This is a genomic window from Bacillus rugosus (assembly GCF_023238245.1).
GTDB classification, from domain to species: domain Bacteria; phylum Bacillota; class Bacilli; order Bacillales; family Bacillaceae; genus Bacillus; species Bacillus rugosus.
This window is the reverse complement of sequence record NZ_CP096590.1, coordinates 3,754,812-3,771,197: the sequence shown is the minus strand read 5'-3', so window position 1 is coordinate 3,771,197 and position 16,386 is coordinate 3,754,812. Positions and strand designations below refer to the sequence as shown.

15 protein-coding genes, 1 pseudogene and 3 other annotated features are annotated in these 16,386 nt (G+C 44.6%); of the genes and pseudogenes, 11 read left to right on the top strand and 5 right to left on the bottom strand.

All coding sequences use genetic code 11. The features are described 5' to 3' along the window. The first annotated feature begins 203 nt into the window (after positions 1-203). From M0696_RS19115 to M0696_RS19090, 5 genes are all read left to right on the top strand, one after another. Positions 204-428, top strand: a complete 225-nt coding sequence (locus tag M0696_RS19115; RefSeq protein ID WP_003222050.1) for a YuzB family protein — start codon at positions 204-206, stop codon at positions 426-428. A 161-nt stretch (positions 429-589) separates the two neighbouring features. Further along, entirely contained in the window at positions 590-1,891 is a 1,302-nt protein-coding gene (locus M0696_RS19110; protein ID WP_166847106.1) for an HD domain-containing protein, read from the top strand. Positions 1,892-1,926: 35 nt separating this feature from the next. Then, positions 1,927-2,427 (top strand): YwgA family protein, encoded by a 501-nt coding sequence (locus M0696_RS19105; RefSeq protein WP_166847109.1) that lies wholly within the window; start codon positions 1,927-1,929, stop codon positions 2,425-2,427. A 112-nt stretch (positions 2,428-2,539) separates the two neighbouring features. After that, positions 2,540-2,768, top strand: a binding site (T-box leader). Between the two features lie 33 nt (positions 2,769-2,801). After that, positions 2,802-3,023: a binding site (T-box leader), on the top strand. Positions 3,024-3,054: 31 nt separating this feature from the next. Then, positions 3,055-3,276: a binding site (T-box leader), on the top strand. A gap of 52 nt (positions 3,277-3,328) precedes the next feature. Further along, positions 3,329-5,245 (top strand): threonine--tRNA ligase, encoded by a 1,917-nt coding sequence (gene thrS / locus M0696_RS19095; protein WP_222142235.1) that lies wholly within the window; start codon positions 3,329-3,331, stop codon positions 5,243-5,245. A 119-nt stretch (positions 5,246-5,364) separates the two neighbouring features. Beyond that, positions 5,365-5,784 (top strand): MarR family transcriptional regulator, encoded by a 420-nt coding sequence (locus tag M0696_RS19090; protein WP_222142234.1) that lies wholly within the window; start codon positions 5,365-5,367, stop codon positions 5,782-5,784. A 42-nt stretch (positions 5,785-5,826) separates the two neighbouring features. Here the strand turns inward: M0696_RS19090 and M0696_RS19085 are convergent, their stop codons facing one another. Further along, entirely contained in the window at positions 5,827-6,015 is a 189-nt protein-coding gene (locus M0696_RS19085) for a 2-hydroxymuconate tautomerase (RefSeq protein ID WP_003222038.1), read from the bottom strand. 108 nt (positions 6,016-6,123) lie between these two features. On the opposite strand from M0696_RS19085, the gene M0696_RS19080 reads away from it, so the two are divergent. Then, positions 6,124-6,783, top strand: a complete 660-nt coding sequence (locus M0696_RS19080) for a site-2 protease family protein (protein ID WP_166847118.1) — start codon at positions 6,124-6,126, stop codon at positions 6,781-6,783. A 12-nt stretch (positions 6,784-6,795) separates the two neighbouring features. Further along, a complete protein-coding gene (locus M0696_RS19075; protein ID WP_166847121.1) occupies positions 6,796-7,314 on the top strand; it encodes a YwhD family protein in 519 nt (172 codons plus the stop codon). A gap of 236 nt (positions 7,315-7,550) precedes the next feature. Here the strand turns inward: M0696_RS19075 and M0696_RS19070 are convergent, their stop codons facing one another. After that, complete coding sequence (locus M0696_RS19070; protein ID WP_248602286.1) at positions 7,551-9,626, bottom strand: transglycosylase domain-containing protein; 2,076 nt, start codon at positions 9,624-9,626, stop codon at positions 7,551-7,553. Between the two features lie 202 nt (positions 9,627-9,828). On the opposite strand from M0696_RS19070, the gene speE reads away from it, so the two are divergent. Together speE and speB are read left to right on the top strand one after the other, a co-directional pair. Next, positions 9,829-10,659 (top strand): spermidine synthase, encoded by an 831-nt coding sequence (gene speE, locus M0696_RS19065; RefSeq protein WP_248602285.1) that lies wholly within the window; start codon positions 9,829-9,831, stop codon positions 10,657-10,659. A gap of 60 nt (positions 10,660-10,719) precedes the next feature. Continuing rightward, on the top strand, positions 10,720-11,592 hold the full coding sequence (gene speB, locus M0696_RS19060) for an agmatinase (RefSeq protein ID WP_248602284.1): 873 nt from the start codon (positions 10,720-10,722) through the stop codon (positions 11,590-11,592). A 31-nt stretch (positions 11,593-11,623) separates the two neighbouring features. Here the strand turns inward: speB and M0696_RS19055 are convergent. The 3 genes and pseudogenes from M0696_RS19055 to M0696_RS19045 all read right to left on the bottom strand — a co-directional run bounded on the left by M0696_RS19055 (position 11,624) and on the right by M0696_RS19045 (position 13,377). Continuing rightward, positions 11,624-12,028, bottom strand: a pseudogene (locus M0696_RS19055) (YbaK/EbsC family protein). A gap of 100 nt (positions 12,029-12,128) precedes the next feature. After that, positions 12,129-12,248, bottom strand: a complete 120-nt coding sequence (locus M0696_RS19050) for a PhrC/PhrF family phosphatase-inhibitory pheromone (RefSeq protein WP_166847133.1) — start codon at positions 12,246-12,248, stop codon at positions 12,129-12,131. Next, a complete protein-coding gene (locus M0696_RS19045) occupies positions 12,232-13,377 on the bottom strand; it encodes a response regulator aspartate phosphatase (RefSeq protein ID WP_166847136.1) in 1,146 nt (381 codons plus the stop codon). The genes M0696_RS19050 and M0696_RS19045 overlap by 17 nt, the downstream gene beginning before the upstream one ends. 227 nt (positions 13,378-13,604) lie before the next feature. On the opposite strand from M0696_RS19045, the gene M0696_RS19040 reads away from it, so the two are divergent. Together M0696_RS19040 and M0696_RS19035 are read left to right on the top strand one after the other, a co-directional pair. Next, positions 13,605-14,966 (top strand): YncE family protein, encoded by a 1,362-nt coding sequence (locus M0696_RS19040; protein WP_222142230.1) that lies wholly within the window; start codon positions 13,605-13,607, stop codon positions 14,964-14,966. A 38-nt stretch (positions 14,967-15,004) separates the two neighbouring features. After that, positions 15,005-16,381, top strand: coding sequence for a YncE family protein (locus tag M0696_RS19035; RefSeq protein WP_222142229.1), 1,377 nt, complete (start codon positions 15,005-15,007; stop codon positions 16,379-16,381). Positions 16,382-16,386: the final 5 nt, after the last annotated feature.

Below are 16,386 nucleotides of genomic sequence, written 5' to 3'. Positions count from 1 at the left end.
CTCCCATTTTTCTTTTCATGGTATTAGAATGTCCAGGTTGGAAAATATTTATACAAATTGGCTGAAAGAATAGGAGATACGAAGGATGGAGCGGCTTGCAGGAACAGTCGAATCCTTGTAAAATGAAGAGTGATGTGATTTTTTTGAAAAGCATTTTAGGTTATTCACATAGATGAACATAGAAATGAAGGGAAGCGTACGTCATGGCTAATGAATTTCGAGTGTGTGATGATTGCCAAGCCACTAATATCAAAACCTTGCTGCCGCGTTTAAAAGAAGTGGACCCGGACGCAAAGGTTGAGGTAGGATGCCAATCTTATTGCGGGCCCGGACGGAAAAAATCATTTGCTTTTGTGAACAATCGCCCGCTGTCAGCTCCGACAGAGGATGAGCTGATTGACAAAGTAAAAAAGAAAATAAAAAAGTAAAAACATATTTTTTCTTAGCCTAGGCCTTCGGGTCAGGCTTTTTTGCTTCACATCATGTGTTTTTCGTGAAGATGGAACAAATCGCCGGGCAAATTCAAGGATGTTTTCAAAGAATAGAGTCGATATAATAGAAACACGGCTAAAAAAAAGAGGGAATGACGATGGCGTATCCAAATGGAAAATTATCAGAAGAAAAAGTGTTTAAAGATCCGGTGCACCGCTATGTTCATGTACGGGACAAGCTGATATGGGATTTGATCGGGACCCGTGAATTTCAGCGTCTCCGCAGAATCAAGCAGCTCGGCACGACGTATTTGACGTTCCATGGCGCTGAGCACAGCCGGTTCAACCATTCTCTCGGTGTCTATGAAATTGTCAGGAGAATGGTTGATGACGTCTTTAAAGGCCGCCCTGAATGGGATGACAGTGAGCGCGAACTCTGTTTGGCCGCGGCGCTGCTTCATGATCTCGGGCACGGGCCGTTCTCGCATTCATTTGAGAAAGTCTTTCACCTTGACCACGAAGATTTTACAAGAGATATCATTTTGGGGGATACAGAGGTCAATCAGGTGCTTAGAAAAGTGAGCCCTAGTTTCCCGCAGGATGTTGCTGAAGTCATTGCCAAAACATATAAAAACAAGCAAGTGGTCAGCCTGATTTCGAGTCAGATAGACGCAGACCGCATGGATTACCTGCAGCGCGACGCTTATTATACGGGCGTCAGCTACGGCCATTTTGATATGGAGCGGATTCTTCGGGTGATGCGCCCGCGCGAGGATCAGATCGTCATTAAAGAAAGCGGGATGCACGCTGTCGAAGACTATATCATGAGCCGCTATCAAATGTATTGGCAGGTGTATTTCCATCCTGTGACAAGAAGCGCAGAGGTTATTTTAACGAAGATTCTTCACAGGGCGAAGCAGCTGCACGATGAAGGCTATGTCTTCACTCACGCTCCGGTCCATTTCTATTCTATTTTTGAAGGGAAATTGACACTGGAGGATTATGTGAAGCTGGATGAATCTATTATTTTGTATTACTTCCAGGCCTGGGAGGATGAAGAAGATTCGATTCTATCCGATTTGTGCCGCAGATTCATTAACCGCCAGCTGTTCCAATACGTTGAATTCAATCCGAATGAAGAAATGTCGGCTTATTTTGAGCTGACCTCATTGTTCAAAGAGGCGGGAATCGATCCGAGCTATTATTTGGTCGTTGATTCTTCTTCAGATCTGCCATACGATTTTTACCGTCCTGGAGAGGAAGAGGAGCGTCTGCCGATCCATCTCTTGACGCAAAACGGCCAAATTAAAGAGCTGTCCAGACAATCGGCTATTGTGGAATCCATCTCCGGAAAACGGCGGACGGACCACAAGCTGTACTATCCGAAGGACCTGATTTGTGACGGCTCTGAACATCCGGAAGCGAAAATGAAAATCCGGCAGCTGCTGGGACTGACATAGAAATTGGAAAGAAGGAAAAAGGAGATGTCGGGAATTTGTTGAAAGAACATGCAAAACTGATGAAGGTGTTCTCGGATTCTGGAGAAATCATCGGGCGGAAGAAGCTGCAGAAAATGATTTATATCGCAAAGAAAATGCAGTTTCCTTTCTATGAGAAATATGATTTTCACTTTTACGGACCGTATTCAGAGGAACTGACGCTCCAGATTGAAGAGCTGTGCAACCTTGGATTTCTGCATGAGGTGAAGGAAAAAAAGGGCGGCTACTTTCAATACCGTTATTCCCTGACTGAGACAGGCTCTGAATTTTTAGACCATGCTGATTTAGATATGCCAGATATCAAAGGGTATATCGAAAGTGTAAACAACCGTTCATCACGATTTTTAGAGCTGGTTTCCACGATCCTTTACTTTGACGGGCTTGAGGATGAGGAAAAGAAAGAAAAAGTCTTTACAATCAAAAGCAAGCAAAAGTATACAAATGAAGAATATGACGAAGCGCTTCAATACATAGAGGAACTGAAGCAGATTTGTTAACCATACCAAGCAAAAGAAATGAACCGTTTCTTTTGCTTTTTTTAACAAAACAGATTGCTGTATCAGGAAATGTATTGTAAAATATATGAAATCACCAAACGATCAGTAATGTATACAGGCGCTGATAAGGACATGAGATGCTTTTTACGGTTTCCAGAGAGGGAAGGACAGCTGAGATCTTCCTAACGCAGGGAAAGCAGCTTACCGCCTTTGAGCCGTATCGGGGAAATCAAGTATCTGATACCGTCATGCTGCGTTACAGCACCTTAAAGCCGATACACCATGTGTGTTGATCGGGAATTTGGGTGGAACCACGGATAATAAACACATTCGTCCCTTTTAGAGGGATGGGTGTGTTTTTTTATATGAACTAAATACATGCGAAGAAAAGGACATGAATGATATTTACGGTTTTCAGAGAGGGAAGGAAAGGTGAGAGCTTCCCAGCTTAGGAATATCGTTTACCGCCTTGGAGCAGCATTGGTGAACTGAAGTATCCAATGCCGTCTATGCTGCGTTACAGCACCAAGCCGACAACATAGCGTTTGTCGGGAATTTGGGTGGAACCACGGGTTAATCACACACTCGTCCCTTACAGCGGGACGGGTGTGTTTTTTTATGAATTGAATACATGCAATGAAAAGGACATGAATGATTATTACGGTTTTCAGCGAGGGAAGGAAAGGTGAGAGCTTCCCAGCTTAGGATGATCATTTACCGCCTTGGAGCAGCATTGGGGAACTAAAGTATCCAATGCCGTCTATGCTGCGTTACAGCACCAAGCCGACAACATAGCGTTTGTCGGGAATTTGGGTGGAACCACGGGTTAATCACACACTCGTCCCTTACAGCGGGACGGGTGTGTTTTTTTATATAAACAATTATGAAGGAGTGTTTAAAAATGAGTAAACATGTACACATTCAGCTTCCGGACGGACAGATCAAGGAATATCCGAAAGGCATCACAATCAAAGAAGCAGCTGGTTCTATCAGTTCCAGTCTGCAAAAGAAGGCGGCAGCGGGTCAGGTTAACGGCAAGCTCGTCGATCTCAGTTTCAAGCTGGAGGAGGATGCTGAGCTTTCGATTATCACACTTGATTCCCAAGAAGGCTTGCAGGTGCTTCGCCACACATCAGCGCACGTACTGGCTCAAGCGGTGAAACGTCTGCACGGCGAAGTGTCATTGGGGATAGGTCCAGTGATTGAAGACGGCTTCTACTATGACATGAAGCTTGAGCAAAGCTTGACATCAGGAGACTTAGAAACCATCGAAAAAGAAATGAAAAACATTATAAATGAAAACTTGGAAATTAAACGAATTGAGGTTTCCTACGAAGAGGCTGAAGAGCTGTTTGCCAAAAAAGGTGAGCCGTTTAAGCTGGAGATTTTGAAGGATATTCCGCGCGGAGAGGATATCTCGCTGTATCAGCAGGGAGAATTCATTGATCTGTGTCGCGGGCCGCATCTTCCTTCTACAGGAATGATCAAGGCGTTCAAACTGACAAGATTATCGGGCGCTTATTGGCGCGGAGACAGCGAAAATGAAGTTCTGCAGCGGGTGTACGGGGTTGCGTTTCACAAGAAAAAAGATCTCGATGCGCATCTGCATATGCTGGAAGAAGCGGCAAAACGAGACCACCGCAAGCTGGGCAAACAACTAGGGCTGTTTATGTTTTCTGAAGAAGCGCCGGGGATGCCGTTTTACTTGCCGAAAGGGCAGATTGTCCGCAATGAACTGGAACGCTTCTCGCGTGAGCTGCAAACAAAGGCCGGCTACGATGAGGTGCGTACGCCGTTTATGATGAATCAGCGGTTATGGGAGCAGTCAGGACACTGGGACCATTATCGCGACAATATGTATTTTTCAGAAGTGGATGATACAAGTTTCGCAATGAAGCCGATGAATTGTCCCGGACATATGCTCATCTTTAAAAACAGCCTGTATTCGTATCGGGATCTGCCGATTCGCATGGCGGAATTTGGCCAGGTGCATCGCCATGAATACAGCGGCGCTCTAAACGGAATGCTTCGCGTCCGGACGTTCTGCCAGGATGACGCCCATATCTTTGTTCGGGAGGATCAGATTGAGAGTGAGATCAAAGAAGCGATTGGATTGATTGATGAGGTATATCGTACATTTAGCTTCGAGTATTCTGTCGAACTCTCGACTCGCCCGGAGGATTCGTTAGGCGATGACAGCCTTTGGGAAGCTTCGGAACGTGCCTTGGCAAACGTCCTTGAGGAGCTCGGTCTGCCTTATGAGATCAATGAAGGCGATGGAGCGTTTTACGGTCCGAAAATTGATTTTCACATAAGGGATGCCCTGAAACGAAGCCATCAATGTGCGACAATTCAGCTTGATTTTCAAATGCCGGAAAAATTTGATTTAACATATATTAATGAACACAATGAAAAGGTTCGTCCTGTTGTCATACACAGAGCGGTATTCGGCTCAATCGACCGTTTCTTCGGCATTTTAATCGAGCATTTCGGCGGGGCATTCCCAGCCTGGCTCGCACCGATTCAGGTTCAAATCATACCGGTTTCGCACGTTCATTTGGACTATTGCAGAAAGGTGCAGGCAGAGCTGAAGCAGCTGGGGATAAGAGCTGGCATTGATGAGCGCAATGAGAAGCTGGGCTACAAAATCAGAGAGTCACAGGTGCAGAAAATCCCGTACGTGCTGGTGCTAGGGGATCATGAAGAACAGGAAGGCGCAGTAAACGTCCGCCAATTCGGAGATCAGCAGAATGAACACGTTCCTTTTCAGACGTTTAAAGATAACCTTGTCAAACAGGTGAAAAATCGAAGGATCTAGGAGAAAAGCTGTGAATTCTCATTTTGCTTTTTTGACTTTCCCTATCCGGAATCAGTAAAATAATAAGTAAATCATATCGTTCGTATGTTATGAATGCATCTCGAAATGGGGAAATCTACATGGACCATGACAAACTGGAAGCAAATTTGCTGGATCACGCACTTACAAAATATTTGAAAAGCACGAAGCAATTAGATGAAGCCACCGTTCCGAAACACGTAAATAATGTAAGAGGATTTATTTTGCGGATCATATACAGACATGGGAGCTGCACCATAAAGGATATTCTGAAGGAAGTCACACTGTCTCCCTCTGCCACAACAACCGCTCTGAACCATTTAGAACAGGAGGGGTTTATTGAGAGATCCAGAAATAACAATGACCGCCGTACTGTATGGATTACGCTTTCTGAATCGGGCCGGGGAGCGGCTGAGCAAATGATCGAAAACCGCCAGCAGCTGATTGACGGCATGTTTGAACGTTTGACAGCCGAAGAGAAAAAGACATTCTTAGCGATTATTGAGAAGCTGACCCAATAGGGATAGAAAAAGCCGGTGCGCAAAGCCCCGGCTTTATAGAGACTATTCCATATCACTCAGGCGTTTGCCTGCGACTGCATAATGGTCTTTTCTCATTTCTTCTATAAATACAACAATTTTTTCTTCAGAAGCACCTGTAGTTTCCTTTACAGCTTCTGTTACTTTCTCGACAAGATTGCGTTTTTGCTCGTCTGTACGGCCTTCGAGCATTTTGACGGTTACGTATGGCATGGGTGCTGAATCCTCCTTTATCTCGTTTCCTCTCTTTAGAAAAAGAGGCTTCTTATAGTATACTGAATAAAGTAAATTCTTGCATTTTTAGAAAGAGGGATATCTCACTTGGACCGTTTTTTATATTATCCGTTATCTTTAATGCCATACCTCGTCATCACGTTAATTGTGTCGTTTACGATGCACGAGCTTGCCCACGCTTATGTCGCATACAAATTCGGTGACGATACGGCGAAAAGACAAGGAAGGCTGACGCTCAATCCCATTAAACACCTTGATCCGTTCGGAACCATTTTGATCTTGGTGGCCGGCTTCGGATGGGCGCGCCCTATTCCCGTTAATCGCCGCTTCTTTAAGAAACCGCGGCTTGCCGGTGTGCTCGTATCTATCGCCGGACCCGTCAGTAACCTGATTCTTGCGTTTATCGGTTTCTTTTTGTTAGTGTTGATGCATGCATACGGAATGGAGCTGTTTGCGGCGTTCAGCACGGGGCTGGATCAGTTTTTTTCCATTTGGATACAGCTGAACCTTGTCTTGTTTTTATTTAATCTGCTGCCGCTTCCTCCGCTCGATGGTTATCGGATTATTGAAGATCTAGTTCCGCCGGGGGTCCGTGCCAAGATGACGCAGGCGGAAAGCTACGGCTTTATCGTCTTTTTGGTTCTGTTTGTGACACCGCTCGGATCTTACGTGCTTTGGCCGATGCTCAATGCCGGAAGAGATTCGATTTTAAAGCTGTTTTCAGCAATATTTCAACCGCTTTTGTAGGAGGTAGAACTCATGGAAGAAAAAAAGAAAAAATCAATCGGGTTTAATATTATCAAAAGTGACCCGACAGACGGACACGGCGGCTTCGGTGTAGGGGCACTCAGCCTCGATAACATTTCTCCCGTATTCGTAGACGTAGAGGAAAAAGAAGCATTCGTTGATATTGGCGCCATGCACGCCCGCAGCACCGTTGAAAAAGGAATTAAATTTCTGCCGAATAAAGAAGAAGTTCCAAACGGCAAACCATACTGGCTTGTGTGGGTGACGATTGACAGAAGAGAAGAGGGGCCTTATTACGCAGGGGTGACAGCCTGTGAAATGACGGTCGACAGAAGCATCAGAAGAGGCTACAAATCGCTGCCTGAGCATGTGAATCTAATGGATAAATCAATGAAACGGAAAATTATCATTGATAAAATGGACGACAGCTCGAAGCGTGTGCTCGGCGAGTTTTTGAAAAATCATGATCAGGGCCTATGGGACCGGTCTTCAGATGAATTAAAAACAGGCCTGCTTCCGGAAAATAATTAATTTGTGAACTTTCTGTGAACTTTTAGAAAATTTGAACTATTTTTTGTAAACATTGAGTAAACTGGTGATACAGAAATAGGACATGGAAAATCCCGAGCCGAAACAAGACTCGGGGTTTTTCATTTTTAGGGAGATATGATGTCGAAACCGGTGACTGGATTTGATTGCGTAACATGGCTTCCATGGATGATGAAGGAACCATACGAATAACCCGGCCTCTGAGGAGCCGGGTTATTTCAATGATTCCGCCCCAGCCATTTGTCCCACCATTTTTTTGGGGAAGCGGGCTTCTCTTTGACTGGATGCAGCTCTTTTGTTTGTTTTGCTGGTTCTGCCCCATAGCATACGTTTGATGGCTCAGTGCCTTTCACAAAATACGTGTAATGTTTGGCTGCACAGCCGGGGCCGGATGTGTAGCCTGTTGCCGGATCAATATACACGCCGGTTACGCCTTTTGGCGGTTTGAATGCAGTTTCCGGTTCTCCTTTGAGCGCATCTTCCATGAAGTCAGCCCAAATCGTTTTGGCGTAGCTTTTTTCTTCGACCGAGTCGATGGTGCTGTTTTTGTCATAGCCGGTCCATACACCTGCGGCCAGCCTAGGATTGAAGCCGATCATCCAGCTGTCTGCGCTGGTGGTTCCTGATTTTCCCGCGTACGTTCTTGTCAGGCGGTTGGCGATCGTTCGTCCGGTTACCGACGTATAGCCGTTTAAATCCGTATCAAACATGCCTGTCATCATACTCGCCGTGACAAAGGCGGCTTTTTCATCAAGCACCTGTTTATGTTGATTCGGGTTTTCGTACAGCACATGTCCTGCCGCGTCCGTAACTCTTGAAATAAAAGTCGGTTCGATTTTCTTCCCGCCATTTGCGAGCATGGCATAAGCGTTAACCATCTCAATCGGGCGAACGGGTTCGGTGCCGAGCGCCAGGGACGGCAGTGCTTGAAGATGCGCAGTGATGCCGAATTCCTTTGCTGCCTGTACGAGCTTATTCGTGCCTAGAAAGAGATGTGTTTTCACAGCGTAAATGTTGTCGGAAAGCGCCAGCGCCTGCAGAAGCGTAATCGGCTTGTTAGCGTAGTATCCGTTATAGTTGCTTGGAGAATAGGTTTCTCCCTTTGCATCAATTTGAAACTCAGTTTCTTCGCTCTTCATCAAGGTGACTGGCGTAAATCCGCTCTGAATCGCTTTATAGTACAGCAGTGGCTTGATCGTCGAAGCAGGCTGTCGCTTCGCCTGTGTCGTCCGGTCAAACGGGCTTTTTTGATAATCCCTGCCGCCAACAAGAGCGAGAACGTTTCCTGTGCGCGGATCAATGGCTGAAAATCCGACTTGAATGTCAGAGCCGGCGTTGACGGTTTCGGTAATGGTCTCCTCGGCGATGCGCTGCATCCGTTTATCTACTGTTGTATAAACGTTTAACCCGCTCGTTTCAATTTGTTCCCGCGTCATGCCGAGCTTTTTCTCCAGCTCTCTCATCGCATTGTCATAGAAATAAGGGGCCTTTCTCTTGGAAACTTGTTTATTCAAAGGCTGATAGGAAAGAGGTTCCTTGATCAGTTCATCCGCTTTCCTATGGCTGATCATTCGCTGTTTTTCCATCATCCGCACAATCGTTTTCTGGCGCTCCTTGGCCTTTGTTTCATTGACATACGGCGAATAGCCGGAAGGGCCTTTCGGGATCCCCGCCAATAACGCGGCTTCCGCATCCGTCAGGTTTTTCGCATGCTTGCCGAAATACAGGCGGGAGGCGGCTTCAATGCCGTAGGCGCCGTGGCCGTAGTAAATCGTATTTAAATAGCCTTCTAATATCTCGTCCTTAGAATAGTTCTGTTCCAGACGGATTGTGTAGAACGCCTCATTCCATTTCCGTTTCCACGTTTTATCGTGTTCAAGGTATAAGTTTCTCGCATATTGCTGGGTGATGGTGCTTGCGCCCTGAACCTTGGCAAATGCTTTCAGGTCAGCAAGCGCCGCACCCGCCATACGTTTATAATCAAAGCCGTGATGATCGTAGAAATTCTGGTCTTCAACCGCCACTGTCGCTTTTACAATCGTCGGATTCATGTCCTTTAAGGGGACCCAATAGCGCTTTTCGCCGTAATTCGTTTCCCCGAGCTTTGAGCCGTCACTCGCATACAAAATCGTGGATTGCGGCACTTGCACCGAGGGAGCGCCCTGGTATTTGGCTATCAAAATGACAGTCATAAACACAGCAGCTGCCGCAAAGGCCGCCAAAGCCCCTAAAAAGATAAAGGCGCGAACGGTTTTCAGCGTCAGTCTCAGCCGTTTATTTGTCATTGCATCCACAACGGGTTCCCCCTTTTTTTATGTTTCTACTATTATGAGAAAAAAAGACCGTTTTTAAACATCGCAGAACAAGGACGTATCTTTACTTTTTCCCCGTCATCCTCTATACTTTTTCCTTAGGTGAAAATGAGATTTCAACCGAGAATAAAAGCTGATAAGACGCTTACAATAAATGAATACAGCCTTGAAAGGGAGATGACAATTGAGCGAACTTTGGTACACAGAGAAGCAGACAAAAAACTTTGGCATTACATTGAAGGTTAATAAAACGTTACATACAGAACAAACGGAGTTTCAGCATTTAGAAATGGTGGAAACAGAAGAGTTCGGCAACATGCTGTTTTTGGACGGCATGGTGATGACATCTGAAAAAGACGAATTCGTTTACCACGAAATGGTGGCGCATATCCCATTATTTACGCATCCAAATCCGGAGCACGTTCTTGTTGTCGGCGGCGGTGACGGCGGCGTCATCAGAGAAATCCTGAAGCATCCGAGCGTGAAAAAAGCGACACTTGTTGATATTGACGGCAAGGTCATCGAATACTCTAAAAAATTCCTTCCTTCTATTGCAGGTAAACTGGATGACCCGCGCGTTGAGGTGCAGGTGGATGACGGATTTATGCACATTGCGAAATCTGAAAATCAATATGACGTGATCATGGTTGATTCAACTGAACCTGTCGGACCTGCTGTAAACCTGTTTACAAAAGGATTCTACGCGGGAATCGCGAAGGCGCTGAAAGAAGACGGCATTTTCGTCGCTCAGACGGACAACCCATGGTTTACACCGGAATTAATCACAAATGTACAGCGCGACGTGAAGGAAATCTTCCCGATTACGAAACTGTATACGGCGAACATTCCAACATATCCAAGCGGTTTGTGGACATTTACAATCGGCTCGAAAAAATATGATCCGCTTGCAGTGGAAGACAGCCGTTTCTTCGATATTGATACGAAATATTACACAAAAGATATTCATAAAGCGGCGTTTGTTCTGCCGAAATTTGTGAGTGACCTGATTAAATAATGAAGGTATGGCGCAGGAGCGAATCTTGCGCTTTTTTACAGGAAAGCGAGGGTATTATAGATGAGATTTGATGAAGCTTATTCAGGAAAAGTATTTATCGCGAGCCGTCCCGAGTGGGAAGGGGCGGACGCCATCCTATACGGCATGCCGATGGACTGGACGGTCAGCTATCGTCCAGGCTCACGCTTTGGTCCAAGCAGAATTCGCGAGGTGTCAATCGGCCTTGAAGAATACAGCCCGTATTTAGATCGTGATCTGGCCGACCTGAACTTCTTTGACGCCGGCGACATTCCGCTGCCGTTCGGAAATCCGCAGAGAAGTCTTGATATGATTGAAGAATATGTGGACAGCATTTTAGAAAAAGGGAAATTCCCAATGGGCATGGGTGGGGAGCACCTCGTGTCATGGCCTGTCATTAAAGCGATGTACAAGAAATACCCAGACCTGGCGATTATCCATTTTGACGCACATACAGATCTTCGCGTTGATTATGAGGGAGAACCGCTTTCTCACTCCACGCCGATCCGCAAAGCGGCAGAATTGATCGGACCGCAAAATGTGTATTCATTCGGAATTCGTTCCGGCATGAAAGAAGAGTTCGAATGGGCAAAGGAAAACGGCATGCACATCTCTAAGTTTGAAGTGCTTGAACCGCTGAAAGAGGTACTTCCGAAGCTGGCAGGCCGTCCAGTATATGTCACAATCGACATTGACGTATTAGACCCTGCGCACGCACCGGGAACAGGAACGGTTGACGCCGGGGGGATCACGTCTAAAGAACTGCTTGCATCCGTCCATGAAATCGCGCGTTCAGAAGTAAACGTGAAGGGCGCTGATTTAGTGGAAGTCGCACCGGTATATGACCACTCAGAACAAACGGCAAACACAGCCAGCAAAATCATCCGTGAGATGCTGCTTGGGTTTGTGAAATAAGTAAACATCCAGACTATGTCTGGATGTTTTTTTATTCCCAGTCTTTGCAAACATCAATCCACTCTTTTGAGAAAGAAATTCGAATAATTCTTCCAGTGTTAATTCAATAGCGGAGTTTGACGCATGCGGGGAAAACAGTCTCAAACCGTTTCAGCGATACAACAAGATAAACCTCAAGATCATGAGCCAATTCAAACGGGCAAACTCCTCCAATTTCATGGCCTGTCTGCTCCAGTACCTCATTAGGAGAGAGCATTCTTGCTTTAAAGCCAAATGTTTGCCTGAACTTTTTGTTGTCGATCTTGGCGATCCTTGCCGGAATCACGCCGATCGTCTCAGCCGCTTGTTCAACTGTCGCGCTTGACGTTTCGAACTCCATGACATCATTTTCTCGATGCCACTGTTTAAAGTGGGTTTTCACACTTTCCAGAGATATAATACCTTGCATCCTCTCCAATGATGTATTGAAAAAATGATAGCGTGGAATGGAAGGCTGAGCAAAGAGGGGACAAAAAAACCGCCGATGGACGGCGGGTTTAGATCATGGCGCGTTGTGCAACATCAAAATGTTCTGTTGATGAATTTGATACTTCGACTGTGATAAATAGAGCACTCACAGCTAAACAAGCGAGTAATAATTTATACTTCCATTTCATATAAATTCACCCCCCCTTGAATGTGCTGTCTTGCCTCTTCAACCTTTAAAAAGTAATTAGATGCTTTTTTGTAATCTTCCTGCTGATGATAATATTTAGCAACATCAAGTGCGAAATCTTCAATATCAGCATACATCATTTTACTTTCAAGAAATACAAAACATTTTTCTATCCGATCCTCATCTGGTCCAGACAAGTATAAAGATTCCAAAAATTCAAACTCCGTTAAGTACACAGTGTCTCCCGCTGCTGTTGAATATTCTTTTCCTTTTATATGATATTCACAAGCGTTATCCATCTTACCTAATTTAAAATAAATTTGTGTAATGAGGAAAAAGGCTTGTGGCAGAGAAGGGAGCATTTTAGATCTTTCAAATACTTGAATAGATTTTTTTACATACTCGATCGCTGATTCAAAACTGTTTTGATTTTGCTTGCAGAGCGCTATGTTATAAAGCGTTCTTCCCATTAATTGGGGCTGCTGCTCTGCTTCAGCAAGTGAGTAAGCTTTTTGAAAATGGGCAATTGCTTTCTCATATTGTTTTAAATCCAAAAAGTTAGCTCCGAATAAGGACTGGCATTGAATCATTCTAATATCATACGTAGTCTGTTCACTGTATATTTCGAATGCTTGACGTGCATAGTCCATGGAGACATAAGTTTGTTTCATATAGTAATAGACTTCTGACATTTTGAAAAAGAATTCAGCTTTATCAATTTTGTCTTTTACAAAAATCAGTTTGCTCTCTGCTTTTTTAAAAAACTGAATGGCTAATACATATTCACGGCGTTCCAGTTCATACATGCCTCTGAAGAAATTAAAGTAGTACTCAAGCAGCCCAGTTAAACGAGCCTGTTTTTTATCAATCTCAAGCAGCAAATCAGACAGTCTCGGCTGTTCCTCAATCCTCATTTTTTCTAATGGTTCAAGGTACTCAAGCATCAGGTTGTGCCGAAACTCCATCAGTGAATAGTACAAATGAAGATCTTGATCTTCTCCCATTTGATCCAGCTCTTGTTTGATTTCTCTTCGCAAATATTCTGCATCGGGTATGCTGAATCGGCGTATGTACATATACCATTCGTTAATCTTTTCTCCGACGGAAGAAGAAGATATGACACTTGTCACGTTTGCAAATCCCTCCCTTCATTATTCTATATATGTCATATTTTATCATCATCATTCTTATGAGAAGCGCAAAAAAACCGCAATCTTTTCTTTCGTTACACCGCATGTTGAGGATATATTTCAAAAAGAAGCTTTTACCCTCGGCAATTTGTACAAGCAAACACAACAACCTTCCATATTCTGTTATATCTGCGCGAGCAGTGTATGTCTAAAAAGGAAGTGAAGGTATGAGAAAAAACAAGCTTTCCTTTAAAGAAAAAGCAGAAGCCGCACAGGAAGAATGTTTATGTTTTTGTGAGGGAGAAACAAGCCGCGAAGCCATGTTTCAAGCACCGATTGAATTGCCTGAGGGGTTTGTCGTTGATCCGGCTGAAGCTGTTGCAAATGTCACGTGGAATGCAGACAGCCTTTCTTGTGTCAGTGAACGTTGCTTAATTCAGACAGAACCCGAGCCTGATGAGGTCGGTGTCCAATTTGCAGTGCGCCTGCAGGGAACCGTTACGCTTCTCGTCAGTGTCTCACCTGTGCGAAATCAATATGGACAAGGGAACGGGGCTGTTTCCGTTATTCACAATGCAGAGATCAACCAAATCGTCTATTACTCTGATGAACCGGAGGATTGCCCGGATTTCAGTGACATCACGATCGAGAACCTTGTTGTTGTTCCGCCCTTTTACGGCAGTCCTTTATCTGTGACGGGAACGATTGTGCTTGTACCAGAAACGGAACCCGAACCCGTTTATGCGTTTACAGCGAATCCAAGTGATCAATCAGTTTCTGTGATTAATACAAACACTCATACTGTTGTGACGAAGATTGCTCTTCCGTACCGGCCGACAGGTATTGAAATAACTCCAGATAAAAGCTCTGTGTTTACTTTACATCCCAACAATAATGTGATTTCTGTCATCGATTATGACACATTAACAGTGACAGCATCTATTTTGCTGGATCAGCCGCCTCGATCGATTAGATTTATCCCTAATCATGAATTTGCTTATGTTTTCGCCGGTACTGTGATTTATGTGATTGGAATTGATACGTTAGCTGTGGATAGGTCGATTCCTGTGGAGGGGTATGATATTGCAATTGATCCCAATGGGTTATTCGCCTATGTTCTTAATTTTGGTATAGTGCAAAAAGTGGACCTATCCACCGGTGAAGTCATAGGAACGATTGAAAGAGACCTTATCGTATCATCCATAGAAACAGATTCTCCGGAGCGGTATGCGTATGTATTAGAACAAGAATTCTTATTCAATTATCTGACGGTTATTGATTTAAATTCGTTTACGCTCAGCAATACCCAAGAGCTGGAGCCTGACGGCCAATATGTAATGTTTACGAGTGGATCAGAGGTGTATTTACATGACAGCTTCACTGGCAATTTATATTCTGTCAGTCCGAATGGAGCAGGCGTTATAGGAAATGTTCCACAATCAGCAAGAGACTATGCGTTTACCCCGAATGGCGAATTTCTGTATGCAACTCATGTTCTGGAGCAGAGCATCACTGTTTACAACACGGATGATTACTCTGTGGAGACTGTCATATCTCTTGGGGTTTCACCGGGAGCTATCGCGATTTAATCAACTGCATGCTGTGTATTTCAAAAGGACGTGAAATCATGAAAAAGAATGATCTTTCTGCTTTACAGGAAAATTGTTTCTGTTTTTGTGATAAGGAAATCAGCCGAGAAGCACCGTTTCAAGTGCCGATTGACATTCCGGAGGGGTTCACTGTTGATTCTGCCGAAGCAGCTGCGGCGGTTACATGGAGTACAGATCATTTATCATGTATCAGTGAGCCTTGCTTAATCCAGACTGGACCGGAAACAGAAGATATCGGTGTTCGATATGCTGTGAGAGTACAAGGGACCGTTACGCTTCTTGTCAGTGTGTCGCCTGTACGAAATCAATATGGACAAGGGAATGGGTCGGTTTCTGTGATTCATACTGAAGAGATTGATCAAGTCGTTTATTATGCAGCAAAGTTTGACCGCTGTCCTGATTTCAGTCAAATGACAGTGGAAGATCTTCTCATTGTGCCGCCTTTCTACGGCAGTCCGCTCACGGTGACCGGGACACTTGTTTTACCGCCATCGCCAGACCCTCAATCGTATGTCTTTACAGCTAATTCAGGGGACAGCACAGTTTCGGTCATTGATGCGGCAGCTAGCATTGTTGTTGCAACTATTCCTTTTACGTCTGTGCCAACTGATCTGGGGGTCACGCTAGATAAAGCTTATACGTATGTCCTCCATGGAAATACTAATCTAGTTTCTGTGGTTGATCATCAAACATTAACCGTGGCAAATACAATAACCGTCGGCACTGGGCCGAGAAAGATTCAATTTGATCCTGCAGGAGAATTGGCATATGTGATGACTGCCGGCTCTATTTATACGATTGATCTTGCGATTCAGGCAGTCAGTGATGTTTTTTCAGTACCCGACGCCGCAGACTTTGCCCTAGATCCAAATGGGCAATTTGTCTATACTGCTAATACGAGTAGTTGGTCGGTTGATAAATTTGATGTGAATACCGGCCAGTTGGTAGCAAGTATCATCAATACGTTTGAATATCCTAGTTTAATTCAAACCCCTTACGCTGGTAATTTTGCTTACGTGATGAATGGTGAACTATGGCCGAAGGGTGTAACGGAAATCAGTTTGTCACCGTTATTCAGAGGAGAAGACTTTGACCGTCAATTTGAAACTCTGAGGACGATTGTATTTTCTCCGGATAGCACTAGAGCTTATTTTTTAGAGCCTTATAGTGTACCGTTTCTCATTGATAATTTATATGTCGTTGATACCGCTACACAAAACATCATTGCAAACGTATCATTTCCTAATGCCTTTGATTTAACCGTAACACCCGACAATCAGTACATTTATGCGGCACAGCCCAACGACAATACTGTGACTGTGTACCGCACGAGTGATTATGCAGCCGTGACGGTGATTCCGGTTGGTACGGGTCCGTCGGCGATTGCGATGTAGCTATT